We start from the raw sequence: 26464 nt of genomic DNA, 5'->3' as shown, positions 1-26464 counted from the left end.
AATTAACTAAAAAGATATTTTCACAATTCCATTCATAATTATTCATCAATATAAATTAGCCTATAGTCAATTTATTGTCTGTAACAAGCCTCGCCACCAAAACAACAACTAACTAGTTGAAATATAAATAACTGACAAGAAAATATGACCTATATCAAATTCCATAATTATCACTTTAATCGCTATTATTTAACACTCACGTAGCAGATATGAATAGTTTTAATTCATATATTTATATGCAATTTTTGCTGGTATTTACTCAATTCTCTATCCGACTTAATCTAATTCGCGGTGGATATGTCACCTAATAAAATGATGAACATTCAGCGAATATTAGCTTGTAATAACAATATTGAGACTGCTAACGGAGCATCTCAAGCTTTCCATCGATACTAAGCTGAAAAACTTTAGAGGCTCTGAATTGTTCATCAATAGGTATACATATTCTTTATTTTGTTCCGCCTAAAAATGGAATCGTAAACATGGCTTTATCAAGACGCGAATTTTTAAAATCAGCACTCGCAAGTGCTATTGCAGCAAATGGATTATCACTTTTCCCAGCAGGCCAAGTTTTTGCAGATGATCACCATGTCATCCCTCATGCGACTCACTATGGTCCATTTAACGCTATCGTTCATGAAGGCAAACTTATTGGTGTTCAACCTGTCACCGCTATCGACCCACTACCAACCAAAATGCTACTGGAAGGAGTATTAAGTCGTACCTATTCAGATACTCGTATCAACTACCCAATGGTACGTAAGTCATATCTTGAAAATCCACTTGGTGACACTAAACCTAATTTACGTGGTAAAGAACCATTTGTTCGCGTCGATTGGAATACAGCCCTTGCATTAACCGCAACAGCCATTGCCAACACCATTGAAAAACATGGTAACGAAGCCATCTTCAGCACGTCATATGATGGCTGGGCACATGCGGGCTTAATGCGCCCACAAACCCTACAAGGTCGTTTCTTCAACTTGATTGGTGGTCAAAGTACCTGTAGTGGTGACTACTCAGCTGGTGCCTCTGAGGTGATTTTGCCACACGTGATTGGTGACTTAGAAGTTTACTCACCACAAACTGCATGGCCTGTAATTGAAAAACACACTGAACTCATGGTATTTATCGGCTGTGACCCATTCAAGACAAACCGTGTTGAATACCGTGTTGCAGACCATCAAATGCATCAGCATTGGCAACAATTTGCCAAGAAAGGCATTAAGTTTGTGTCAATCAACCCACAACAAACCGAAACTGACAAAGGTCTGGGTTGTGAGATGATTCATATTCGTCCTAACACTGACGTAGCGCTATTTACTGCAATGGCTTATCACATCTATAAAAAAGATTTATATGATAAAGCTTATGTTGAAAAATATACCGTTGGTTTTGATAAATACCGTGATTACCTATTAGGCAAACAAGATGGTGTTGAGAAAACACCTGAGTGGGCTGAAAAAATTACCACCATCAAAGCAGATAAAATCCGCGAACTTGCAGAATTAACCATCAATAAGAAAACCCAATTAGCAGCAGGTTGGGCGATCCAACGTGCGCAACATGGTGAGATGGTTCACTGGGCAATTATCAACTATGCCGCTATGGCAGGTAAAATTGGTAAAGAAGGTGAAGGCGCAGGTTTCAGCTGGCACTATGGTAACGGTGGCATGCCACAGTCAGGCCAAAAAATGCCTATCGGTTTATCACAGGGCCGTAACCCAATCAGCGCAACTTGCCCAGTGGTACTCGTGCCTAAAATGCTGAATAACCCAGGCATGAGCTTTACTCGTAACGGTGAAACGCTCACCTTCCCTAAAGCAAAAATGATCTATAACTCAGGTAACAACCTGCTTTCTCACCAACAGGATACCAACGAGTTAATTCAAGCACTGAATGATCATGTCGATACCATTGTCTGCCAAGACCCTTGGTGGTGTGCTGCCGCGCGTTATGCCGATATCGTGTTACCTGCAACCACCACATTAGAGCGTAATGACATAAGCTCTGGTGGCACGTATAGCAACAATAAAATCTATGCGATGAGACAGGTCATTGAACCTGTGGGCGAAAGCTGGGATGACTATAAGATCTTCTCTAACTTAGCGTTCTTATTTAACGTGCAAGATCAATTTACTGAAGGTAAAACCATGATGCAGCATCTTGAAGATGCTTATCATTCATCATCTGCAACCGAAAGCTTTGCCACATTTTGGGATAAAGGTATCACCGTCTTACCTACCACAAACAGCCAACAACTATGTGCGCCATGGTGACTTCTACCAAGATCCGATTAAACACGCATTGCATACACCGTCAGGCAAAATTGAGCTTTACAGCGAAACCATCGCCAATATGCAACTACCTGATTGCCCCGGTATGCCAATGTGGATGCCACCCATTGAATGGCTAGGAAATGCTGACCCAGATCAAGTGCATGTACTAAGTCCACACCCTTGGATGCGTTTACACTCACAAATGGCCAATGCTGATGTGAATAGCTATGAAAGCGTTGATGGTCGCCAGTTTGTCTTAATCAATAAACAAGATGCGGCGAAACGCGGCGTTAAAGAAGGTGACTTGGTCGAAGTATTTAATGAACGCGGCAAGTTATTAGCAGGCGCGAAATTGGCTGATAACGTAATGCCAGGGGTTATTTATATTCACGAAGGCGCATGGTTACAGCTAGATGTATATGGCCGTTGTAACTCTGGTTCAGTCAATATGCTAACCTCTAGCCGCCCATCAAGTGGTTTAAGCCAAGGCACCAGTGCCAATACCTGTTTAGCTTATTTTAAAAAATGCGATAACCCACAATCACCAAACAAAGCTTACCAGCCTCCAGTGATTGAAACCTTGAAAAAACCATTCAATATTGAACAATTAGGTATGGGCGCCGCACTGAATGCGATTAAACCGGGCCATAAAGCCGTAGAATCACAAGGCGAAAAAATATTCTACAGTGCATGTACTATGTGTCACGCGGCTCCAAATCCGAGTGATTATACTTATATGCAGTGGCAAGGTATTACTAAGAGTATGTTCCCACGTGCAGGTTTATCTGCCAGTGATCAAAAATTAGTGCTCGAGTATTTACAAGCTAACGCTAAAAAATAATTCGTAACGCCAGATAAACATAAAAACCAGAACATTTGTTCTGGTTTTTTAATCTTTATTAATGACCATATTACTAGCAATGACATATAATTATAAAAGTAACACTTTGTATCACTCATTCATGCTGGGCAATCCAAATTATGCCAACTGTTCCAATTGCTTCAATGTTTAAGCACTCTGTCTTTCGACATCCTATTTTCAAATATGTACTCAATATTCGCGCTAATATTGCTGCGCTCAGTTTTATAAGCTCATCTGTTCCTTGCTTTTTAATTGGCCAAGTCACAACTGGTATCGCATTATCATTAGGCAGTATTGCTTGTGGTATGGCAGATACATCAAGTGTCAGCAAACATCGTTTAATAGATTTTCTACTGATCTATGTGCTGTTTTTCAGTATTAGCTTAGGCGTTGAAAGTTTATATTCACACACGGTGTTATTTACCCTCTACTTTGCTAGCTGTAGTTTTTTATTATTTATGCTGGCGGTATTTACCCCGCGTTTAGGTGCGATTGGTTTTGCCACTATTTTATTGGCCATTTATGGGATGATTTTACATCAACCCGATGCCAACGTGTTCTATCTGCCAATTTGTTTAACCCTTGGTGCAATGTGGTATAGCTTATGGCAATGGTTAGCACACCTATTATTGCCTTACCAAGAAGACAAAGATTTACTTTACGAACTGTACCAAGATTTAGCAAACAAACTTTATTCACACGGCTACCCACTACTTAAAAAGCAAGTTGATCATAATCAGGAATTTATTAGTAGTGCCAAGTTTAGAGCCAGTTATATGGTCAAATACAATACCTTGCAAGATAGACTGCATCAGCAATTAAGTGCTGGTGAAGCGTCAATCAAGCAAGCCCGTATGACCCGCTTTCTTGAAATTGCCGATATTGTGGCCCAGCAAACGCGATTAATGCATTTCAAACCAAGCGAATCTTGCCAAAAACAGCATCATAACTGGCTCAAAGCCATTAACTTTGCCACCAATGAAATTATTGGTTACTTGGCTAAAGTAAGCTTTAGTAACGTTACCCGTTTAAAGTTACCCAGTATCGATTTTACTGAATTACGTAACTATCAAGCGGATATTCCCGCCGATGCCCAGATATTACAAGCTCATGCTTATATCAATAAACTTGAGATTATCTATATTGCGCTGCAAGGCCTAGCTGCGCCTTCTGAGTTACAACAATCTCATAAAACCGCGCACACATCAGCTAAGCAACGCCGTATTCTGTGGGCTAGACAATGGCATAAATTCAGCCGTCAATGGACCATTAAATCTAACTACTTCCGCCATGCCTTTCGCGGTGCATTATGTCTGACCTTAGGCTTAGTGATTGTGCGAGCACTTAATTTAGAGTTTGGGTTTTGGACCTTAATGACCAGTTTATTGGTATTAAAACCGAACCTCTCAATGACATGGAATCGACTTTTAAGCCGTCTAGCAGGCACGCTCGTGGGCATACTCGTCGTCGGTTTTATGCTTGAAAGCCATGTATCGGACACTATTCTACCAATTGTTTACTGTATTGCAGCGGTAGTGTTCTTTCACACCTCAGCAAGAAAGTACAGTGTGGCTGTTTTTGCCGTTACCATTTTTGTGTTCTGCGCATTCTCGCTTAATGGTCAAGGTAGCATGGTAATTTTGCCGCGCATTGAAAATACCCTACTAGGGGTGGCACTGCCGATCCTTTGTGTTTTACTGATTTCACCGGGCTTCCAGAAACACAGCTTTCCGACTAAATTTGCCGATACCATTGCCAGTTATCAACAATTTTTTGCTCATATGACTGAGTTTTTGCGCCAATCGTCTGAAGATGAAAAAGCCAAACTAAATCAATATCTCAATGCCAGTGTGATTAATGACACTAACTTATTTGACCATTGGCTAGGGTATTTAGGCGAGCCTAAGCAACATGCAAGAACCGCCGAAAATATGCTACTTTGCTGCCATACCTCTAACATTATGTTACGCATTGTGACCTTGCTTAATGAGCAATCAATGCACAGTGAACAGCAAAAAAATGAAGTTATTGCACAATTAGCATTAACCCGCGCCGCTTTTCTTACCTTGCATAAAAAGCTCAGCACCCATTTAGATGTTGATAGCTTCTTCTCGCACATCAATAACCATGCAACCCAAATTAATTTATTGATTGCACCGCTTGCGGATCAAATTACTCAAACCGATCCTGTCTATTTGCTGAAACAACTAGAGTTACAAGCGCAAGCATTGAGCTAGTTGATAAAAAGCAGTTAATAAAAAACCCGCATTATGCGGGTTTTTTATTGAGTAACTTAGGTCAGCGATTAAGCATCGACACCCTTGCTACGTAATAGTTCGTCGTATGTACCACGGAAATCATTAACATTGTCAGCTGTGATTTCAAAAATACGAGTCGCTAGAGAAGATACGAATGCGCGGTCATGACTCACGAAAATCAAGGTACCGTCGAACATTTCAAGTGCGTTGTTTAACGACTCGATTGATTCCATATCTAAGTGGTTAGTTGGCTCATCCATCACCAAAATGTTTGGCTTTTGCATGATTAATTTACCGAATAACATACGGCCTTTTTCACCACCAGAAAGTACTTTAACAGACTTCTTGATATCGTCAGCACCAAATAGCATACGGCCTAAAATACCACGTACAGTTTGGTCGTCATCGCCTTCACGAGTCCACTGACTCATCCAGTCGAACACGGTCATATCATTTTCAAAATCACTTTCATGATCCTGAGCATAGTAGCCAATCTGTGTATTTTCAGACCACTGGATGGTACCAGATGTCTGTGGCAAGTCATGAATCAAGGTACGTAACATGGTGGTCTTACCCACACCGTTTTCACCTAGAATAGCAATACGCTCACCTACTTCAGCAATAAAGCTAAAGTCTTTAAATAGTGGCTCAGCATCAAAACCTTTGGTTAGGTTTTCAACAATAAGCGCGTTACGGAACAATTTCTTATCTTGTTCGAAACGAATATATGGGTTAACACGGCTAGAAGCTTTAATTTCTTCAAGCTTAATCTTATCCATTTGCTTAGCACGAGATGTTGCTTGTTTCGCTTTAGATGCGTTAGCAGAGAAGCGCGATACGAATGTTTGTAATTCAGCAATCTGTGCTTTCTTCTTTGCGTTATCCGATAATAGACGCTCACGTGCTTGTGACGCAGCCATCATATATTCGTCATAGTTACCTGGATATACGCGTAGCTCGCCGTAATCTAAGTCAGCCATGTGAGTACATACTGAGTTTAAGAAATAACGGTCATGCGAAATGATGATCATAGTACTGTTACGTTGGTTTAGCATCTCTTGCAACCAGCGAATAGTATCAATGTCCAAGTTGTTGGTTGGTTCGTCAAGTAGCAACACATCTGGATCAGAGAAAAGTGCCTGTGCAAGTAGCACACGTAGTTTCCAACCCGGAGCGATTTCGCTCATTAAACCAAAATGTTGCTCTAATGGAATACCTACACCAAGTAGTAATTCGCCAGCACGAGATTCAGCGGTATAACCGTCCATCTCAGCAAATTCCATCTCTAGCTCAGCAACTTTAATACCATCTTCTTCCGTCATATCCGGTAAAGAATAGATACGATCGCGCTCTAGTTTAATGTCCCATAACTCTTTATGACCCATGATAACGGTGTCAATAACATTAAACTCTTCATAAGCAAACTGGTTCTGGTTTAGCTTACCTAGACGCTCATTAGGATCCAGTGAAACATTGCCACCACTAGGCTCTAATTCACCACTTAAGATCTTCATAAAGGTTGACTTACCACAGCCGTTAGCCCCGATAAGACCATAGCGATTGCCGCCGCCAAATTTAACTGAGATGTTTTCAAACAGTGGCTTAGAGCCAAACTGCATGGTGATATTTGCTGTTGTGATCAAAATGACATTCCGAATCTAATATGTACATGAATTTTCAACGCTATAAAGACATTATAACGTTGACGTTTCTCTCGGCAATTAAAGGCCGCTAGAAAATAAACGCGACACTATAGCATTATCGCTCGATTTATCAACTCAAATCGCGTTATTGAGCCGATAGAAAAATCGCAATAGTGGCACTATTGCGATTTAATTCCTCGTCAAAAATTGACTTATAACTTTTTACTTCTCAATCGGTTAGCATTAGTAACTACCGTTAATGATGATAATGCCATTGCCGCGCCTGCAACAATTGGACTCAATAAAGTTCCGGTTAATGGGTACAATAAACCCGCAGCAACAGGAATACCTAAGGTGTTATAAATAAAGGCACCAAATAGATTTTGCTTAATATTATTAATCGTCGCTTTAGCTAACGATAATGCTTGCGGCAAACTGGTTAAATGGCCTGAAATCAATGTTAAGTCAGCACTTTCAATGGCAACATCAGTCCCCGTCCCCATCGCCACCCCCACATTAGCACTCACCAAAGCTGGCGCATCATTAATGCCATCGCCAACCATAGCAACAATTTCACCTTGGTTTTGTAGCTTAATTACATGTGCTTGTTTTTGATCTGGTAACACTTCAGCAATCACATGCTTAATGCCCACTTGAGTTGCAACTGCTTGCGCAGTTTGTGGGTTGTCGCCGGTCAACATCACTACCTTTAAGCCCATGTCAGTCAATTGCGCGACGACCTCAATGGCTTCATCTTTAATCGGATCACTAATTGCAATCGCGGCAACCAATTGCTTATTTTGCACTACAAAAATAGGCGTTTTCGCTTCATTGGCCCATTGCTGCATAGTGCGCTCAACATCACGGTTAATCACCACATTTAATTTAGCCAATAATGCTTTGTTACCCAATGCCCACTGGCTATTAGCAACCGTACCCGTGATACCCATCCCTTGATGATTACTAAAATCATCAGGCTCAATGAGCGCGACCTGTTGCGCTTTACAGTACTGCACTATTGCGCTGGCAAGCGGATGCTCTGAATGTTGCTCAAGACTGGCGAGTGCCGTTAATAGTGTGGCTTCTGATAACGAATCTTGCAGCACTAAGGTATCGGTAACACTTGGCTTACCTTGAGTCACAGTGCCTGTTTTATCTAACACCACACAAGTCACTTTACTAGCGGTTTGCAGTGCTTCACCATTTTTAACCAAAACTCCAAGCTGGGCAGCGCGGCCAACTGACACCATAATTGACATCGGTGTGGCGAGTCCCAAAGCACAAGGACAAGCAATAATTAACACACTCGTTAATACCACTAATGCATGCGATAGCTGCGGCGCAGGCCCTACCAACAACCATGTTAATGACGCTAATAGCGCAATAATCACTACGGTGGGTACAAAGTAAGCTGAAATTTTATCGGTTAAACGACCAATAGGCATCTTAGAGGTTTGTGCTTGCTGCACTAAGCTAATAATTTTCGCTAATTTGGTATCTTGCATCTGCGCGATAACGCGATATACCAAGCTACCATTGCCGTTATTGACTGTACCAGCACTGAGCTCATCACCCACTTGTTTCGCCACAGGAACAGGTTCACCCGTTAACATCGACTCATCCAATAATGAATGTCCGACCTCAACTACCCCATCAAGCGCAACTCTGCTACCCGGTTTTAGTCGTAATTTATCACCCAGTTGCAACTCGCTAATTTCCACTTCTTCATCGCCATTAGTACCAATACGAATCGCCTTTGAAGATTGCATACCTAATAATTTTTGCACCGCTTCACTGGTTTTACCGCGAGCTCTTAATTCAAGCGCATGGCCTAAGTTAATTAAACCAATAATCATGGCGCTGGCTTCAAAGTACACATGGCGAGTATCTGCAGGGAACCATTGCGGCATTAACACCACCAGCATTGAATAGCCCCAAGCACTGGCCGTACCTAATGCAATTAGGGTATCCATATTACTGCTGCCAACTTTTAATGCACGCCACATCCCTTGATAAAAATGACGTCCACAAGTGACCATTAATAACAGGGTTAATAATCCCATTAGCCCCCAACCTACCTGTTGGCTAGTGCTATTAATCATCATGTCACCGCCAAGTAAGCCCCATGCCATCATGGGTAAACCTAGTCCTAGACCGAGCACAGCTTGTTTAATGCGGGTTTTATACTCATGTTTATCAGTTTCAATTTTAGCGGCAGCGCTGGCTTTAGCATCGGTCACAACTGACGCTTGATATCCTGCATTAGTTAAACGTTTAAGTACCTCTTTATGGCTTATATCGCCAAAAACTTGCAGCTGTTTATCGGCTAAATTAACTCGCGCTTCAATATTATCGAGTTGACTAAACGCCCCTTCAATTTTAGCTACACAACTGGCACAGCTCATATCCGCTACGTAATAAACTTGACTGGTGTTCGCGACCGATGGCTGATTAGCTATAGGCTCAGCGACTTCAACGGCATCATTGCTTTCAGGCGCTAATACTTCATCAACCTGCGGCGACGTTGATGAAGTATTAGCGGCAGTTGCATGGTAGCCAAGACGAGTAAACAGCGCTTGCAATTCGGTCATGTTTAATTGACTGGTCACAGTGACTAACTTATTGGCTAAATCAATTTCAAATAGTGTAATGCCAGCATCCAACAAACCTTTGCTGATGGTTTGTTGGCAGTGGCCACAAGTCATATCGGCCACAAATATCTGCAATTCATGCTCAATATTCAATGCTTGAGCTGGCACAATTTGCATGTCAATATCAGTTAAAACTTGCTCAGCTTGCGCTTGGCTAATATTACCCACCACGGTTAATTGTTTAATGCTGGTGTCAGCACTAATTTCAACTTGTGGATAGTGCTCGCTAAAAGCCTGTTTAATTTTATTAACACATTTACCGCAATGCATATTGCTGATGGTAAATTGCCAAGTTTGAGTCGATTCAGTAGCAGACTCTTCAGTGACAATCTGCATACCGATTTCAGCTAAAACTTGCTCAGCTTGCGCTTGGCTAATCTCACCCACCACGGTTAATTGTTTAATGCTGGTATCAGCACTAATTTCAACTTGTGGATAGTGCTCGCTAAAAGCCTGTTTAATTTTATTAACACATTTACCGCAATGCATATTGCTGATGGTAAATTGCCAATGAGAAGTCTCGATAGGAGTGATTAGGCTCGGCTGCATCGCAAGTGAATCTAACAGCACCATTGCATCTGCTTGACTAATATCGCCTGTAACTAGTACTTGCTTTAGCTGTGTATCCGCAATAATAGTGACTTGCGGATACTGTTCACTAAAGGCCTGCTTGATTTTGTTGACGCATTTACCACAATGCATATTGTCAACTTGAAAACGAAATTCCATGATTAAACTCCTACCACTTTTCTATCAATGCCGATAAGGGTAAACTCTCCAGTAACAGGAGAGTCAAGCAAGAGATTAAAAAAATATGGCGATCATCAATAATCAATTCAAAATTGGCCAAGTGGCTAAATTAACGGGCTTATCCGTCAAGAGCATTCGTTATTATCACGACATAGGCTTGGTACAAGGTAAAAGAAACGAGGCTGGTTATCGTCTTTATAGCGATGCCGATATTAATTCACTCAATTTTATTCATCAATGTCGTGATTTAGGCTTTAGCTTAGAACATTGTCAACATTTACTAAGCTTAAACAACAACCAACAACGACAAGCTGAAAATGTGCGTCAACTCGCCATCGAGCATCTTGCAGAGGTGAATCAGAAAATCACTAAACTTGAAAAGTTGAAACGCGATTTAGAGCAGATGATTGGTCATTGCCAAGGTGGGAAACAGTCAAAATGTGCCATTCTTGATGGTATCAATAAAGCGTAAAGAATGCTTAAGCTATGCTTCAAGTATTACAACTACCTTAACCACCTGCGCGGCGTTATAGTGTTATCTTTAACAAGGAAACACTCATGATAAACTTTAAACAGGCAGTCAGTTTATTGGAGCATGCGCTAAAAACAATGCTCATATTTGAAGCCATTGAAATCAAAACCTATAAAAAAGACCGTAGTGTGACGCTATATAAAGCTGCCGCCGATCAATTTATCATTATTCAACATGGCTTTAAGCAGCAACAAATTCAGGCCGATAGCAAAACCGCTAAAACCTCGTTAAAGCAAGCCATCAAAACAGAATTTCCACGCAGTAATATGGTATGGATGTCGCATTTTAAAGAAGTGCCGTGCGCCAATGAAATAGGCGCACAGTATGATCGCCAAACTAGTCTATTTTAAGCCTCAACATAGGCGTTATTGACTTCTTCAGCAATAATATCGATACCTCGACGCATAGTTGCTTCATCTTGCACATAGTTCATCCGCAAACATTGCTGCCCATGTGACCAAGGCTCACTTTGCCCAAAGAAGAAATATTCACCGGGAATAACCAACACGCCTCGCGCTTTCAAGCGTTGGTATAACTCGGTGGTTGAAATCGGCAGTTGATCAAACCATAACCACAGAAAAATCGCCCCTTCAGGCTTATGAATTTTAAAGCGAGGATCGGTAATGGCTTGTTGTAACCATTGCACCACTTGTAATGATTTCTGTTGATAATAAGGCTTAATGACCTGCTCACTTAACCTCAATAAATCACCCGATTGAATCATATGATGTGCAAAAGCAGGCCCTAAACTGCCGGGAGCAAGGCTTATAATGCCATTCACATTGGCCATCGCCTTGGTCATTTGCTCACTGGCGATCACAATACCGCAGCGCACACCGGGTAAGCCCAATTTAGATAAACTCATACATAAAATAGTATTGTCATTCCAAAATGGTTTAACAGACTCGAAAATAATATTAGGGAAAGGCGTACCATAAGCATTATCAATAATCAGCGGAATATTGTGCGTTTGTGCAATATGATCTAAGCGACTAATTTCGTCATCAGTTAGTACATTACCAGTTGGATTAGTTGGCCGAGACACACAAATCGCCGCAATAGAATTGTCTATTTGCAATTGTTCAAAATCAACATGATATTTAAATTGATTATTATCCAGCAGCTCAATTTCAGGTCGATAAGAAACAAAGATATCGTCATCAATACCCGCATCGCTATAACCAATATAATCAGGAGCTAGTGGTAATAAAATACGCTTGTGTGAACCATCTTGCTGCTTACCGGCTAATAAGTTAAACAAGTAGAAAAAAGCACTCTGACTACCATTGGTTAAGCTAATATTTTTTTCGGTGATCGGCCAGCCATATTCATCGGCTAATAATGCTGCCAGTGCTTTTAAAAATTTGGTTTTACCTTGCGGGCCGTCATAATTCGTCAGCGCATTAACCAACTCACCTTGATTGAGCATATCGGCGCACATTTGATGAAAATAATCGAGCATTTCAGGGATCGCCGCAGGGTTACCACCTCCGAGCATAATCGCCCCCGGTGTCTGTAAGCCCTGATTAAGATCGTCCATTAACTGAGTAATACCTGAATAACGAGTAAACTTTTCACCAAACTTGGATAATTCCATTACACCTTTCCAGCAAAATTGATATCAAAGCCTTTAAAGATGCCATAATTAATTATATTAAAACAGTGGCTAATATGAGTTATTTGGTGCTCGTTCTATTTTATCTTTTGGCGCATCCACATCGCATTTAAGGCAATACAACAAATAACCAATAAATTGCTCTCTTCCTTGCGGACTAACTACCCATTCCCTCACTTGCCAAGGTGGATTATGGCGTACATGCTGAAAATGGCCGCAGCCTAATTCAGCCACCCAATCTCGCAGTTCATCTTGGTGATAACTAATAATCGGTTGCTTCATAGCACCTCTAAAATTAATCCTTTTCCAAATTGCCGATAGCCACATTATATTGCTGCATATAAGCCCATAACCGCTGTGAATTTAAATTCATATTTAAATCAACGTAACACGGCTAATTGCTGACGGCTAGAGAGTAGAAGGTGCAACATTTTATCATTTGGTTTTGTCACCCTCCCATAAAATCAGCCATACCCCACCTAAAACTAGATGATATTTATCACTAAATTAAGATTTATAGTCGCCATAGGGACTTACCATCTTGTGTGTTTTATTGATATACGATATTTAATTTCTTTTATCTAACAACAAACCACAATGGATCTAAAACCTCTCATTTGCGCAGGACTAATCAGTAGCAGTTATACGGCTGAAGCAGTAGAACAACGTGTCGTTATTGACAATGACATTGTTGGTATTCTAGAAATGCCACAAGGACAAACAAAAGGCCCCGTCGTGTTAATTTTGCACGGTTTTATGGGTGATAAAAATGATGTCGCCATCGCAAATACTAACGAAGGTGTGCTTGAACGAGCAGCCAGCACTTTAGCGCAACATGGTATTGCAAGTTTACGTATTGATTTTCGCGGTGCAGGCGAAAGTGGTGGTGAATTCAAACACACTACTTTTACGGGCCTTATTAAAGATGCTAATGCCTCACTCGATTGGCTCCGTCACAACTCTATTTATAAAGCCGATGATCTTGGCGTACTAGGCTGGAGCAAGGTGGATTAGTGGCAAGCCACCTTGTTCGTGATAACAAAGATGTAAAAGTGACTGCCCTATGGACACCAGTCACTAACCCTTATATGACCTATTCTAAATTACTTGGTACAGCGCTGATTGATAAAGCAATAACCAGTGATGACAATACTAGCTTTAGCTATACGACGCCTTGGGGAGTATCAGCGCAGCTTAACGCACCTTTCTTTAAAGAGATGATCTATACCCAACCGTTGGCAGCAATTAGCCAATACGAACGACCACTGTTAGTGATTATGGGAAAGCAAGATGATTTGGTCGTAAATGGTTCTGGTCAAGCTTGGCTTAATTACCATCAGGGAGACACAGTATTAAAAGAGCTCGATACTGACCATGTGTGGGAAACATTTAACGGTCCTCAAATCATGGATAATCAAGTCATGCCAATTACGGTTCAATGGTTTAATGCGCATTTTAACAACAATTAATACCACTAATACCACGGGCGGCTCACATGATTTATCGCCGCCAAAACCCTTTGTGCTTAAACCACTTAAATACCGCAGCTTGTTGGGCGTCTGACAAACCATAAAAGACACATAACCAAGGACTAAGTAGAAAGAACCAGTGGATTGACGAAATAGGGAAACCTACCGCTAACATATAAAAGAAGCCCGCATAGTTGACTACAATACCGGTGATACCTACACCGAGTAATAATTGTTTAACGATACGAGTTAGCCGATCCATTGGCATTCCTTTATCTTAACTAATTAATTAGATAATAAAAAAGCCGAACAATGTCGGCTTTTGTTGTCAATAAAACTATCTCAAGTTATAAACGAATGCCACCGTCGATTTCAAATACACGGCCATTTACATAATCGTTTTCAATAATAAACTTAACCGTAGAAGCGACTTCTTGAGCTTCGCCTAAGCGTCCTACAGGTACCATTTGCTCCATACGAGCTAAGGCTTCTGGCTTCATGCCTGCCGTCATTTCAGTCGCAATCACACCTGGTGCAACAGCCGCGCTGCGAATACCAAATCGAGCTAACTCTTTCGCCCAACCAGTAGACATAGCGACTACACCTGCTTTCGATGCAGCATAGTTGGTTTGGCCTACATTGCCCGCACGCGCCACACTTGAAATATTAACAATCACACCTTGTTGCTGGGTTTCAATCATTGCCGCTGCAGCTTCGCGGCCACATAGGAATGAACCCGTAAGATTAACGTTAATCACGGCTTGAAACTGCTCAAATGACATACGTTCAGTGACTTTGCCATCTTTTGCTTTAAGCAACATACCATCAACTAAAATGCCGGCATTATTAACCAATACATTTAATTGACCAAAGTCTTCAACGATATAGCCAAAACCTGCGATCACATCTTCTTCATCAGTAATATCAAATGCATAGCCTTGCACTTCAGTCAGTACGCTTAAATCAGCACAAACTCGCTCTAGTTTGTCTTGATCAAGATCGATAAGTGCTAACTTTGCGCCAGCATTTGCTAGTTCTGTTGCCATTGCTTGGCCTAATCCACCAGCTGCGCCAGTAATCGCGACAACCTTATCTTTTAACTGCATTTGCTTACCTTTTATCTTTAAATTGTTCAAAAATACTCGAAAAATCGAGTTTACCGTGTCCTTGCCTTGCATGGCTGGTATATAAACTACGGGCCAAGGCGCCCATCGGAGTACTTGAATTTGATGCTAATGCCGCCGCCATTGATAGCCCTAAATCTTTGACCATCAAATCTACCATAAAGCCGCCCTGATATTGATTAGATGACGGTACATTGGGCATCACATCTGGGCATGGATTATATTTATCTAGGGTCCAGTTACCGCCACTGCTCACTTGCATAATTTGCGACAACACTTTGGGATCTAAACCATGATCGATTCCTAAAGACAGTGCTTCACTGGTACCCACCATTAATATAGATAACAACATGTTATTACAGATCTTAGCCACTTGCCCAGCACCAGCTTGACCTGCATGGAAAATATTTGATCCCATCACCTCTAAAAAGGGTTTTGCTCGCTTAAAACCATTATCTGTACCACCACAAATAAAGGTCAACGTGCCCGCTAATGCTCCTGCCGTACCGCCAGAAACGGGTGCATCAACCATTTCTATTCCTGTTTGCGCTGCACGTTCGGCCACTAATACTGCGGTTTCGGCATCAATCGTTGAACAATCAATCACTAAACAGCTGGCTTTTAATTTAGCTAATATGCCTGTTTGCTCATCTAGATATAAGCGATGTACATGTTGGCCGGCTGGTAACATACTGATCACCACATCAGCATCTTTAATAGCAGCTAAAGCTGATGATGCAGCAGTGGCACCTTGCTTAACCGCATCTGACATATTATCTGCAACAATATCAAACACTGAGAGTTCAAGCGCTAACGCCTGCTTAGCTTTCGCTAAATTAACAGCCATTGGGCCGCCCATGTTTCCTAATCCTATAAATGCCACTTTCATCATTACATGACTCCTTTTAGGCTGACATTAACTGTTTAGCATGTTCACTAGCAGCTGCACTAAGCTGGTTATATTGCCATTGCGGCGCAAGATCTTTATCGACCAGTAATGCTCGTACCCCTTCACAAAAATCACCCTTTACACAGCAGTTAATACTTAAATTAAGCTCCCACTGAAAACATTCTGCAAGACTCAATTCTGATGATAATTGGCTTTGGGCATAAGCAATGTACCAACTCAGCGGACTGCCTTTTAACAGTGACTTTTGCGCGCGTTGCAACCACACTAATTCTGTATCTAATTGCTGAAATCGACCAATAATATCGGCTAATGAGCCCTGCATTAATTGGTTAATTAATGCTTGATGACTCACTAAAGTACTAGCGGGTTGTAAGCTAGCATGCTGACTCATTAATTGATCTAAACCGTGATTAATATCATCTCGCATCCAATCAAATGTTTGTAAGTCTTGTAATATTTGAGCATGGCTATCACGGTTAACCGCATGAGTAGCAACGCCAGTATAGAGTGCATCTGCAGCATTCATTCGATAAGCGGTTAATCCCAAAAACAAGCCTGTTTTAGCAGGCATCCTTGGCAAAAAATAACTGCCACCCACATCAGGATACAGTCCAATACTCACCTCCGGCATGGCAATCATTGACTGCTCAGTCACAAGTCGATGACTGCCGCCCATCATAAGCCCTAAACGTCCCCCATCACGATGCCGTCCCCCCATACTATAACGGGTTTAACATATTGATGAATCAATAGATCAAGCTGATATTCTTGGCTGAAAAAACCATGACTGACATTAACCAAATCGCTATTGTCATCAACTGAGGCTTGATAAATGGCACGAATATCACCGCCCGCACAAAAGGCCTTTTCACCCGCGCCCTGTAGCCAAACCGCGACAATGCTGTCGTCAACTTGCCAATCGAGCAACTGTTGATATAAACGCTGTGCCATTTCGAGGTTTAATGAATTGAGTGACTTGGGTATATTCAAGGTCAAGCAGCCAAGTTGCTTACCATGACTGGCCGCGATGGTTTCAACTAATACGCAATCCATTAGCAATTCTTCCACTTTGCTTTACGCTTCTCTAAAAAGGCGCTTACGCCCTCTTGTTGATCTTCGGTATCAAACAACCCCACAAATAACTCACGCTCTAACGATAAAGCCTGATTGCGTGGCATGTGACGGCCTGCTTGAATAAGCTGTTTACACACAGTGACACTACTTGGACTCTGATTAGCGACTTTGTCTGCTAATGCCTGTGCCGCCGTCAGAGCTTGGCCTTGCTCTACCACTTCTTCCACTAATCCTAGCGTTAATCCTTATCGGCTTTAATGCGCTCACCACACAAAATCATCCGTTTAGCCCAGCCCTCGCCCACTAACGCAGTTAAATTCTGAGTACCGCCCGCACAGGGTAATAAACCGACGGTGGCTTCAGGCAATGCCATTTGTGCTTGTTGCTCTACAATACGAATATCACATGCTAATGCCACCTCAAGGCCGCCCCCCATGCATAGCCATTAATCGCCGCAATTGATACCCCACGAAAGCGGCTCAAGGTTTCAAACGCCTCACCAAAAGTAATTGCCATGGTAGCAGCTACGCCTTTATCACCCTCGGCAAACAGGGTTAAATCAGCCCCTGCAGAAAAGAACTTGTCGCCTTCACCAGTGAGCACTAACGCATAAACATCAGGATCATTATCAAGTTCAAGCACCAGTTGCGTTAAGGATTTTAAACTTTGTTCGGTCCATGTATTAGCAGGTGGATTTGCCATTGTAATCGTGGCCACATGCCCATCAATTTTAAAATTAATACCGTCCATCACCTGCTCCTTATTCAATTAACGCTGCATTGGCATCTAATAATCGCTTGGCGATAATCAGCCGCATAATTTCATTCGTCCCTTCTAGAATTTGATGCACGCGTACATCACGCACATGGCGCTCTAACGGGTACTCTTGAATGTAGCCGTAGCCACCATGTATTTGCAAAGCACTGTCGCAGACTTTAAAGCCAACGTCGGTTGCAAACCGTTTAGCCATGGCGCAATAGGTGGTCGCTTGGGGATCTTGCTGATCGAGTTTAAAGGCAGCTAAACGCACCATTTGCCTCGCTGCCACCAGCTCTGTCGCCATATCGGCTAATTTAAATTGCAGTGCTTGAAAGGCGGCTAATGGTTTACCAAACTGACTGCGCTCATGCATGTAATCACGGGCACGCTCTAATGCGGCTTGCGCAGTTCCTACTGAACAGGTCGCAATATTAATACGGCCACCATCAAGCCCTTTCATTGCAAAGGTAAAGCCTTGTCCCTCTTCGCCTAATAGATGAGTGGCTGGCACTCGCACATTATCAAACGTGACTAATCGGGTTGGCTGTGCATTCCAGCCCATTTTCTTTTCGGCTTTACCGTAACTGATACCATCACTGTCTGCTGGAATCGCAATCGCAGAGATCCCTTTAGGCCCCTCGCCTCCTGTACGGCACATCACCACCAGCATTTCAGTCTCGCCCGCACCTGAAATAAACATTTTCGAGCCAGAAACCAAATAATCGTCACCCTCTTTGACGGCTTTGGTTTGTAGTGATGCCGCATCACTGCCAGCGCCGGGTTCAGTTAAGCAATATGAGGCCAGATACTGACCTGTTGTAAGAGGTTCGGCCCATTGTTCTAATAACGCTGCATGGCCAAAACTGGTGATCATCCAAGTTGCCATATTATGAATTGTCAGCATCGCAGTCGTGGTAGTACAACCCTGTGCTAACTGCTCGAATATCAACGCAGCATCTAAACGCGACAAGCCCATGCCACCTTGTTCTTCAGGACAATACAAAGCGCAAAAGCCTAACTCGCCAGCTTGCTGCAATGTGGCTTTGGGAAAAAAGTGTTGCTCATCCCACTCTGCGGCATAAGGCGCTAACTCATCAGCGGCAAATTGCCGCGCAAGTTCTACAAACTGACGTTGATCATCATTTAAATTAAAATCCATTTAGGCCACTCCTTATTTCAAATTAATGGTCATATTCGGCCCAGATACACTGTCATCATCAAACCAACGCGCGGTAACGGTTTTTGTTTCGGTATAAAAACGTATCGCTTGCTTACCGTAAGCGTGCTGATCGCCATAAAAACTGCCTTTCCAGCCAGTAAATGAGAAGAAAGGTAATGGCACCGGAATCGCGACATTGATCCCCACTTGCCCCACTTCCACTTGATGCTGATATTGCCTTGCTGCGCCGCCACTGGCAGTAAATATTGAAGTCCCGTTGCCATAAGGGTTAGCATTAACAAGGGCAATCGCTTCTTCTAAACTATCAACACAAACGCAGCAGAGCACCGGACCAAAAATCTCTTGCTGGTAAATACCCATTGTTGGCGTAACGTCAGTAAACAATGTTGGCCCAACCCAATTGCCTGACTCGTAACCCGCTAAAGTAAACTCGGAACCATCTAATAAACAAGTTGCTCCTTGCGCTTTACCTTCGGCGATAAGATTCAATACTCGTTGCTTTGCTTGTGGGTTAATCAAGGGGCCATAAGCCGCATCGGGATCATCCCACAACCCGGGTTTAACCTCGGCTAATTTAGCCGCTAACTCATCAATCCATTGTTTCGATTCTCCCACAAACACCGCCACTGAAATCGCCATACAACGCTGACCACCAGCACCAACAGAGGCGCCGACTAAGTTGTTGAGCACTTGACCTTTATTGGCATCTGGCATAATCACGCAATGGTTTTTAGCCCCTGCGAATGCCTGCACTCGTTTAAGGTTTTCGGTGCCGGTTTTATAGATATATTTGCCAACATTAACAGAGCCAACAAATGACACTGCTTTTACGTCAGAATCTAATAACAGTTGATCGACCACGGCTTTATCACCATGCAATAACTGCACAATATGGGCAGGCGCACCGGCTTCAATAAACAGCTCTATCAGACGCTGCGGTGTCATGGGATCTTGCTCTGAAGGTTTTAGAATAAAGCTATTACCGCATGCAACGGCTAACGGGAACATCCATAACGGGATCATGGCAGGAAAATTAAATGGGGTTATACCAACACAAACCCCAAGTGGTTGGGTATAGCTATAACAATCGATATCACGGGCGACATTTTCAACGGTTTCGCCCATCATTAATGACGCAATATTGCAGGCATGTTCAGCCACTTCTATGCCTCGCCAAACATCACCTTTAGCATCAATCAAGGTTTTACCCGTTTCTAGAGCTAAAATTTCAGCAAGTTCATCATGATGATCTTTAAGCAGTTGCTGATAACGCAACATTACCCGCGCTCGCTCAGAGACAGGCACTTCACGCCAACTCATATACGCTTGTTTTGCACTCTGTACCGCTTGATTGACTTCATCAGCGGTCGCGCAATTAATTGTAGAAATGGCCTGATTATTAGCAGGATTAGTCACCAATATTTGTTGTGTGCCAGCCCCTTGAGTAAACTGACCATTAATATAATGCTGAACTTGTTTCATCAATATCTCCTTACCTAATGGCCTGATTAAACTTCAATCGCAATCGCAGTTGCTTCACCACCACCAATACATAAACTCGCCACGCCTTTATGCAGACCCGCTTGTCTTAATGCATAAATCAGGGTCACCAAAATCCGTGTCCCAGAGCAGCCGATGGGATGACCTAACGCACAAGCACCGCCATTGATATTAACCTTGCTAGCATCGAGTCCTAATTCACTGATCGCCAGCATGGTCACCATTGCAAAAGCTTCGTTAATCTCATATAAATCAACCTCATCTTTACTCCAGCCCACTTTGTCAAACAGCTTATTGATGGCTCCCACTGGCGCGGTGGTAAATTGTTCCGGCTGTTGTGCATGGGTGGTATGCGCCTTAATGGTCGCTAAAATAGGCAGGCTTAAAGATTCAGCTTGAGTACGACTCATCAACATAACAGCTGCGGCACCATCAGAAATGGAGCTAGAATTAGCCGCTGTAATGGTGCCATCTTTAGCAAATGCAGGTCGTAATTGCGGAATTTTTTCTGGTCGTGCATTACCCGGTTGCTCATCTTCTGCAACCAAGTTTGAACCTTTTCGATGGGTGACGGTGACTGGCGTAATTTCATTTAAAAATGCGCCGCAATTAATTGCATCATTGGCTTTGGCTAGCGATGTGAGTGCAAACTCATCCATTTGTTCGCGTGAAATTTGATGTACATCGGCGGTGGTTTGAGCAAAGGTGCCCATGGCACCACCAGTGTAGGCATCTTCAAGACCATCGAGGAACATATGATCTAAGATGTTGTCATGCCCCATGCGTAGTCCACTACGGGCTTTTTGTAATAAATATGGGGCTTGGCTCATGCTTTCCATCCCCCCGCAATCACCACATTGGCACTTTCAGCTTTAATTAAATCATGAGCAAGCATGACGGTTTTCATGCCTGAACCACAAACCTTATTAATAGTTGTGGCACCGATATGTTGCGGTAACTGTGCTAATAAGCTCGCTTGTCTTGCAGGGGCTTGTTTAACACCAGCAGTTAAGACACAGCCCATAAGCACTTCATCAATCATATCAACATCAACTTTACTTTGATTAATGACGGCTTTTATCGCCTCAGCCCCCAATTGTGGCGACGTCATACTAGAGAGAACTCCCTGAAATCCCCCCATAGGTGTACGTTTTGCGGCGACTATCACAACATCATTTGGCATACTCATACTGCTCAATCCTTATTCAGTACTTACTCTTAATAACACTTTGACGTTTACGAGAACGTAAAGCAAGTGTTATTAAAATGTTCAAAATAAGGATGAGGAAACAGGTTGGCAGAATAGCTTTACAAACAGGTGTATTAAAGATTTAGCAGTTGTGGCTACATCCGCTAAATCAATCAATTAAAGAGTATTTATGGATTACTTTCCCATGGAGTGGTAGCAGAAAGATCTGAAAGATCATAAGGGGTAAGCTGGTATACATAGTAATTAAGCCAATTGCTTATCAGCAAACTACCATGGCTGTGCCAACGTGCAATCGCAGCAGCATTCGGATCATCATTTTTATAATAATTTTGCGGCAATTGTGGCGCAAGCCCTAGCTCGACATCACGTTGATATTCATCATTAAGCGTGACTTTATTATATTCAGGATGCCCAGTGACAAATAGATTACGATTATCACGACTCAACACTAAATACGCCCCAGCCTCATCTGAACTGGCTAATACCGTTAGATCTGGGTGCTCGTGTATTTGCTTAATATCCATCTCGGCAAAACGTGAATGCGGTGCATAAAATTCATCGTCAAAGCCACGTAACAACGGGAAATGTTGATTGACTCGTTGATGCAAAAATACCCCTGAACGCTTAACCGGTAAGATTGTTCTTTCTAAACCATATAAATGATATAAGCCAGCATGAGCCGCCCAACATAAAAACAATGTTGAAGTGACATGAGATTGCGACCAATCAATAATCTGTTGAATATGCTGCCAGTAACTTACCTCAGCAAAGTCGATCTGCCCTAACGGCGCCCCCGTGATGATTAGACCATCATAATTATTGTGGCGTACCTGTTCAAAATCACGATAAAACGCATTCATGTGATCAACCGAAGTATGTTTTGAAGCTTTGTCGTGAATACGTAATAGATCAATATCAACTTGCAATGGCGTGTTACCCAACAAGCGCAATATTTGCGTTTCAGTTTCAATTTTATTGGGCATTAAATTGAGTAACAGTACCCGCATCGGTCTGATATCTTGATTAGCAGCACGGGTTTCAGACATCACAAAGATGTTTTCAGACTGCAATATTTCAGCAGCGGGAGATGATCGGGGATCCTAACTGGCATAAACAGCGCCTCTTCCTTAAATTAAAAGCGGCGCTGTCATAAGACTCTATTACAAAATGAGTACAAACTCGTACAAATTAGCGGCCAACTTTCTGTAACATCACAGAGATAGGAGCTTGCGACGCTAAATCAACCGGATAAGACTGAGTATTAATAAACAGAAGCTTATCGTTTAAGGTAATTTTAGCCGCAATAGTATATCTGTGACCCTTAACAAACTGATCTTTATCCATAGTAAATGAGAATGGTGACGGCGTACTCACATCATCGCGCGCCAATTCAGCCATCACAATCGCAGGTGCATCTGCGCGAGATACATCTTGTAGTTGTACTGTTAATACCGCTTCAGGTGGCAGCACCATACGCTCACGGAACCAAGTATCACCATGAATTTCAACCATGGAGTTTGATGTTGCACAACCACTTAATAAACCCACTACAGCCAATAATGGCACTGCTAACACTTTTGCCCACTTTCTCATTTGCTACTCCTAATAATACAGAAAGACTTCTAGATGTCTATACTTCCATATGTGATATATGATAAATCTTGTCCTGTGGCATAGAACCTCATATCATTAGCATCCCTTTATGCTTTCTTATGACATTATGACTCTAGCAACTGCCATTATTGTGGGCGCCAGCTCGCAACTTAGCCAAGAAATTGCCCGCCAACTCGCACAGCAAAATGTTGAATTAGCGCTTTTTGCTCAACAGCCAGAACAATTACATGCTTTTGCAGAATCATTGCCAACTAAAGCAACGGTACATGCACTTGATATTGAAAATCCGCAGGCTATTATCAATCAAATTGAAACCGTCTGGCAACAACTTGGCGGCGCTCATTTAGTATTAGTGAACACAGGTCTCAATGGCTATAACCCAGAGTTACCTTGGCAGATGGATGAAGACATCATTAATGTGAATGTGATGGGCTTTGCCGCAATCTGTAATACCGCATTTAAATTATTTGTAGAACAAGGTTATGGTCAATTAGGTGCCATTAACTCAATTGCAGGCTTACGTGGCGGCCCAAGTGTGGCTTACCATGCATCAAAAGCATTTGGTATCAATTACCTACAAGGCTTATCAATGCACGCGCAGCGTTTAAAGCTGCCAATCACCATTACCGACATTCAATTAGGCTTGCTAGACAAAGCGGCAATGCAAGGCAGCAAATTATGGCTGTCACCCATTAATGTGGTTGCTGGCCAAGTGCTAAAAGCCTTAGCCAAAGGCAAGCGTCATGCTTATGTCACTAAACGCTGGCGTATGATTGCTTGGCTCACTAAATATTTACCAGAGTTTGTGTACAACACACGCCACTGGAACAAGAAACAAAAGAAGTAATTATAGAGACTAAAAAGGCTCGCAATGAGCCTTTTTTTATACGAATTTTCACCTAAATGTAGAACGACAACATCGCTACTCAGCGATCTTACATACTGGCACCATCAAAATAACGCACATCAATTTGATTAATATTATCGGCATCAGTCATACGTAAATTAACTGCAACTCGCGACATATCGATACGCTCAGTCATCGTATAATGAGTACAACAACCACACACAGGGCAATGATGGAAATCGATATATTGGTCGCCATGCCGATAGGTTTTAGTTGAAGTGACAGAACAATTAACTTGTACTTGCTCGGGTAAAAAGTAAGCCCAGATTGCCCCTAGACGATAGCATATTGAACAATTGCAATGAGTAACTTGCTCAATTTTAGCTGCCATAGAAATAGTGACATTACCGCAATGACATTGTGCCAGCATAAATAATCCTTATACCTATCTAACAAACAACGATTAAATAGTAAACTAGCGCAACAACGGTTAGATTTAAAGGTGTGAACGCTTTAAAGCCGGTCAGCCTTTATTTTTGACTTGATTTAGCGAAATGTTGATTGTTAAACCCAAATATCATTATTTGCGGTTAAATGACTTGGTGCTTCACCTGTATTTATTACACCTTTAGGTTCAATAAGCATGATATGGCATTCTTGCTCCGCATAGGGTTTATGTTTTACTCCCTTAGGCACAACATATAATTCCCCCTCATTAAGCGTAATAATCTCATCATTAAAGGCGATATGAAGTTGGCCTGAAACCACAAAAAAAACCTCATCGGTATCATCGTGTTGATGCCAAACAAACTCACCTTGTACCTTTGCTAATTTAAATTGACAGTCATTCATTTCAGCAATCACTTTAGGCGACCAATGTTGTTGAAATAAATCGAGCTTATTTTTCAAATTAATGACTTGGCTCATGTTCATACCCCCAATGTTGATACAGTAAAGAACGTCCTACGGTAACAAATAAGACTATGATACAGAGTAACCTAACTCACTTTAGCGAGCAGGTTAATAGTGACGGCGCAGCAAAGAGCTTGTACTTATAAAAATATTCTCATCACATTCCTAATTACGATGAGCTTTGACCCGTAACGCGACACATATAAGCTTTAGGGCCAACAATAATGGTTGAACGCTCACCTAATGATTGCGTTAATTCAAAAATGGTCACACCACTGGGTAAGGTTTTCATAGTGACTGACGCAGCCTGTCCCATCTGCTGCATACCGTTATCGGTCGCACATTCAATAACACAACCACTCATACCACAATTAAACTGAGTACGATCAACATCATCATCAGCTACGGCCGCGGTAGACAAAAGCAACCCCAGTAACGCCACAAGTCTAATTTTATACATACTCAATAAACTCCAATACAGACATCATCAAAATTTTACTATAGCGCTTAATACCAAAAAGCTCCCGTAGGAGCTTATAAATTATGATTAATATTTAAAATTTATAACCCACACTCAGCATATACACCCAAGGATCAATATCTGTTTCAATCGTAGTCGCTTGTCCCGCGAGTTTAAACTTAACGTCAGTGTCAATTTGAGCATACCAAACCGCAGCATTGACAAGCCAATCATCATTAACAATATAATCAGCGCCTATTTGCCCTGCGATACCCCAAGAATTAGAAAGACTAAGATCAGTTAATGCACCATCTAAATCATTAGTAAAATGGTTATCAAAGAAATTGGTAAAGTTAACCCCAATACCAATATATGGCCGCAATTTATTATGACCATCAGCAAAATAATATTGCGCATCAAGGTTGGAGGTAATTGTTTTGTTTCAGCTATTTTGCCTACCCCAGCTAAGGAAACATCATGCTCAAAAGGTGTCGCGGCTAATAATTCAACCCCTATATTATCAGTTACCATATAAGCAAAGTTGATACCTAGCTGAGTATTTGAGTTAACTTGAAATTCGCCAAAAGTTGCAACAGGATCTGACGACTCATTAGGGGCGACGACTGCAATACCTGCACGAACAATCACATCTCCAGCTTGATGAGCGAATACTTGTGTTGAAAATAGACCTGAAACAATCAAACCTGCAATCATTGATTTGCGCATAACTTTTCCCTTATTTATGGCTAACATTTACAATATTGGTTAAATTTCGATCTACCCTGCCACACTCAAATTGCTTTTAAATTGATCAA

21 protein-coding genes and 6 pseudogenes are annotated in these 26464 nt (G+C 42.0%); 8 read left to right on the top strand and 19 right to left on the bottom strand.

Annotated features, from left to right (window positions below; translation table 11 throughout):
* Positions 1–482 precede the first annotated feature (482 nt).
* The 3 genes from JCM15074_RS20805 to JCM15074_RS20800 all read left to right on the top strand — a co-directional run bounded on the left by JCM15074_RS20805 (position 483) and on the right by JCM15074_RS20800 (position 5378).
* A complete protein-coding gene (locus JCM15074_RS20805) occupies positions 483–2279 on the top strand; it encodes a molybdopterin-dependent oxidoreductase (protein ID WP_234400159.1) in 1797 nt (598 codons plus the stop codon).
* On the top strand, positions 2266–3120 hold the full coding sequence (locus JCM15074_RS24760) for a molybdopterin dinucleotide binding domain-containing protein (protein ID WP_234400158.1): 855 nt from the start codon (positions 2266–2268) through the stop codon (positions 3118–3120). The genes JCM15074_RS20805 and JCM15074_RS24760 overlap by 14 nt, the downstream gene beginning before the upstream one ends.
* Positions 3121–3260: 140 nt before the next feature.
* Positions 3261–5378 (top strand): FUSC family membrane protein, encoded by a 2118-nt coding sequence (locus JCM15074_RS20800; RefSeq protein WP_025820025.1) that lies wholly within the window; start codon positions 3261–3263, stop codon positions 5376–5378.
* Between the two features lie 68 nt (positions 5379–5446).
* On the opposite strand, the gene JCM15074_RS03950 is transcribed toward JCM15074_RS20800, so the two are convergent.
* The 3 genes and pseudogenes from JCM15074_RS03950 to JCM15074_RS24755 all read right to left on the bottom strand — a co-directional run.
* Entirely contained in the window at positions 5447–7042 is a 1596-nt protein-coding gene (locus JCM15074_RS03950) for an ABC-F family ATPase (protein WP_025820023.1), read from the bottom strand.
* A gap of 212 nt (positions 7043–7254) precedes the next feature.
* Positions 7255–9624 carry a heavy metal translocating P-type ATPase gene (locus JCM15074_RS20795; RefSeq protein ID WP_373278870.1) on the bottom strand — a complete coding sequence of 790 codons (2370 nt, stop codon included), beginning with the start codon at positions 9622–9624 and terminating at the stop codon, positions 7255–7257.
* A pseudogene (locus tag JCM15074_RS24755) lies at positions 9604–10242 on the bottom strand (cation transporter); the annotation flags it as partial. The pseudogene JCM15074_RS24755 and the gene JCM15074_RS20795, both read right to left, overlap by 21 nt.
* 265 nt (positions 10243–10507) lie before the next feature.
* Here JCM15074_RS24755 and JCM15074_RS03940 point away from each other — a divergent pair.
* Together JCM15074_RS03940 and JCM15074_RS20790 are read left to right on the top strand one after the other, a co-directional pair.
* Positions 10508–10915: a MerR family transcriptional regulator gene (locus JCM15074_RS03940; RefSeq protein WP_025820020.1), complete on the top strand. Its 408-nt coding sequence runs from the start codon at positions 10508–10510 to the stop codon at positions 10913–10915.
* 86 nt (positions 10916–11001) lie between these two features.
* Complete coding sequence (locus tag JCM15074_RS20790; RefSeq protein ID WP_025820019.1) at positions 11002–11325, top strand: hypothetical protein; 324 nt, start codon at positions 11002–11004, stop codon at positions 11323–11325.
* Here the strand turns inward: JCM15074_RS20790 and JCM15074_RS03930 are convergent.
* The gene (locus tag JCM15074_RS03930; RefSeq protein ID WP_025820017.1) at positions 11322–12572 is read right to left on the bottom strand and encodes a valine--pyruvate transaminase; all 1251 of its coding nucleotides are present in this window, start codon (positions 12570–12572) and stop codon (positions 11322–11324) included. The genes JCM15074_RS20790 and JCM15074_RS03930 overlap by 4 nt on opposite strands.
* Before the next feature lie 69 nt (positions 12573–12641).
* Positions 12642–12872, bottom strand: a complete 231-nt coding sequence (locus JCM15074_RS03925) for a DUF3565 domain-containing protein (RefSeq protein WP_025820016.1) — start codon at positions 12870–12872, stop codon at positions 12642–12644.
* A gap of 315 nt (positions 12873–13187) precedes the next feature.
* On the opposite strand from JCM15074_RS03925, the gene JCM15074_RS23420 reads away from it, so the two are divergent.
* Positions 13188–13604 carry an alpha/beta hydrolase gene (locus JCM15074_RS23420; RefSeq protein WP_051536812.1) on the top strand — a complete coding sequence of 139 codons (417 nt, stop codon included), beginning with the start codon at positions 13188–13190 and terminating at the stop codon, positions 13602–13604.
* Complete coding sequence (locus JCM15074_RS23415; RefSeq protein ID WP_051536811.1) at positions 13604–14059, top strand: hypothetical protein; 456 nt, start codon at positions 13604–13606, stop codon at positions 14057–14059. The genes JCM15074_RS23420 and JCM15074_RS23415 overlap by 1 nt, the downstream gene beginning before the upstream one ends.
* Before the next feature lie 31 nt (positions 14060–14090).
* Here JCM15074_RS23415 and JCM15074_RS03915 read toward each other — a convergent pair whose 3' ends face one another.
* The 10 genes and pseudogenes from JCM15074_RS03915 to JCM15074_RS03870 form a co-directional block, all read right to left on the bottom strand.
* On the bottom strand, positions 14091–14321 hold the full coding sequence (locus JCM15074_RS03915; protein ID WP_025820015.1) for a hypothetical protein: 231 nt from the start codon (positions 14319–14321) through the stop codon (positions 14091–14093).
* An 85-nt stretch (positions 14322–14406) separates the two neighbouring features.
* Positions 14407–15165, bottom strand: a complete 759-nt coding sequence (locus tag JCM15074_RS03910; protein WP_025820014.1) for an SDR family oxidoreductase — start codon at positions 15163–15165, stop codon at positions 14407–14409.
* Positions 15166–15169: 4 nt separating this feature from the next.
* Positions 15170–16075: a 3-hydroxyisobutyrate dehydrogenase gene (gene mmsB, locus JCM15074_RS03905; RefSeq protein ID WP_025820013.1), complete on the bottom strand. Its 906-nt coding sequence runs from the start codon at positions 16073–16075 to the stop codon at positions 15170–15172.
* Between the two features lie 13 nt (positions 16076–16088).
* Positions 16089–17044: pseudogene (locus tag JCM15074_RS20780) on the bottom strand (enoyl-CoA hydratase/isomerase family protein).
* A gap of 101 nt (positions 17045–17145) precedes the next feature.
* Positions 17146–17917: pseudogene (locus tag JCM15074_RS20775) on the bottom strand (enoyl-CoA hydratase).
* Between the two features lie 10 nt (positions 17918–17927).
* The gene (locus JCM15074_RS03890) at positions 17928–19085 is read right to left on the bottom strand and encodes an acyl-CoA dehydrogenase family protein (protein ID WP_025820012.1); all 1158 of its coding nucleotides are present in this window, start codon (positions 19083–19085) and stop codon (positions 17928–17930) included.
* A 12-nt stretch (positions 19086–19097) separates the two neighbouring features.
* Positions 19098–20591: a CoA-acylating methylmalonate-semialdehyde dehydrogenase gene (locus tag JCM15074_RS03885; protein ID WP_025820011.1), complete on the bottom strand. Its 1494-nt coding sequence runs from the start codon at positions 20589–20591 to the stop codon at positions 19098–19100.
* A 23-nt stretch (positions 20592–20614) separates the two neighbouring features.
* A pseudogene (locus JCM15074_RS20770) lies at positions 20615–21789 on the bottom strand (thiolase family protein).
* 194 nt (positions 21790–21983) lie between these two features.
* Positions 21984–22927 (bottom strand): annotated as a pseudogene (metA, locus tag JCM15074_RS20765) (homoserine O-succinyltransferase MetA).
* Between the two features lie 77 nt (positions 22928–23004).
* Positions 23005–23409 (bottom strand): YbaY family lipoprotein, encoded by a 405-nt coding sequence (locus JCM15074_RS03870; protein ID WP_025820010.1) that lies wholly within the window; start codon positions 23407–23409, stop codon positions 23005–23007.
* A gap of 127 nt (positions 23410–23536) precedes the next feature.
* Here JCM15074_RS03870 and JCM15074_RS03865 point away from each other — a divergent pair, with 127 nt between their 5' ends.
* The gene (locus JCM15074_RS03865; RefSeq protein ID WP_025820009.1) at positions 23537–24277 is read left to right on the top strand and encodes an SDR family NAD(P)-dependent oxidoreductase; all 741 of its coding nucleotides are present in this window, start codon (positions 23537–23539) and stop codon (positions 24275–24277) included.
* An 88-nt stretch (positions 24278–24365) separates the two neighbouring features.
* Here JCM15074_RS03865 and JCM15074_RS03860 read toward each other — a convergent pair whose 3' ends face one another.
* The 4 genes and pseudogenes from JCM15074_RS03860 to ompW all read right to left on the bottom strand — a co-directional run bounded on the left by JCM15074_RS03860 (position 24366) and on the right by ompW (position 26363).
* Positions 24366–24707, bottom strand: a complete 342-nt coding sequence (locus tag JCM15074_RS03860) for a GFA family protein (RefSeq protein ID WP_025820008.1) — start codon at positions 24705–24707, stop codon at positions 24366–24368.
* Positions 24708–24841: 134 nt separating this feature from the next.
* On the bottom strand, positions 24842–25204 hold the full coding sequence (locus JCM15074_RS03855) for a cupin domain-containing protein (RefSeq protein WP_025820007.1): 363 nt from the start codon (positions 25202–25204) through the stop codon (positions 24842–24844).
* Positions 25205–25358: 154 nt separating this feature from the next.
* Positions 25359–25649, bottom strand: coding sequence for a hypothetical protein (locus tag JCM15074_RS03850; protein ID WP_025820006.1), 291 nt, complete (start codon positions 25647–25649; stop codon positions 25359–25361).
* A 94-nt stretch (positions 25650–25743) separates the two neighbouring features.
* Positions 25744–26363, bottom strand: a pseudogene (gene ompW / locus JCM15074_RS20760) (outer membrane protein OmpW).
* Positions 26364–26464 lie beyond the last annotated feature (101 nt).

The organism is Shewanella marina JCM 15074, from assembly GCF_000614975.1.
Taxonomy (GTDB): Bacteria; Pseudomonadota; Gammaproteobacteria; order Enterobacterales; family Shewanellaceae; genus Shewanella; species Shewanella marina.
This window is presented reverse-complemented; position numbering and strand designations above follow the sequence as displayed.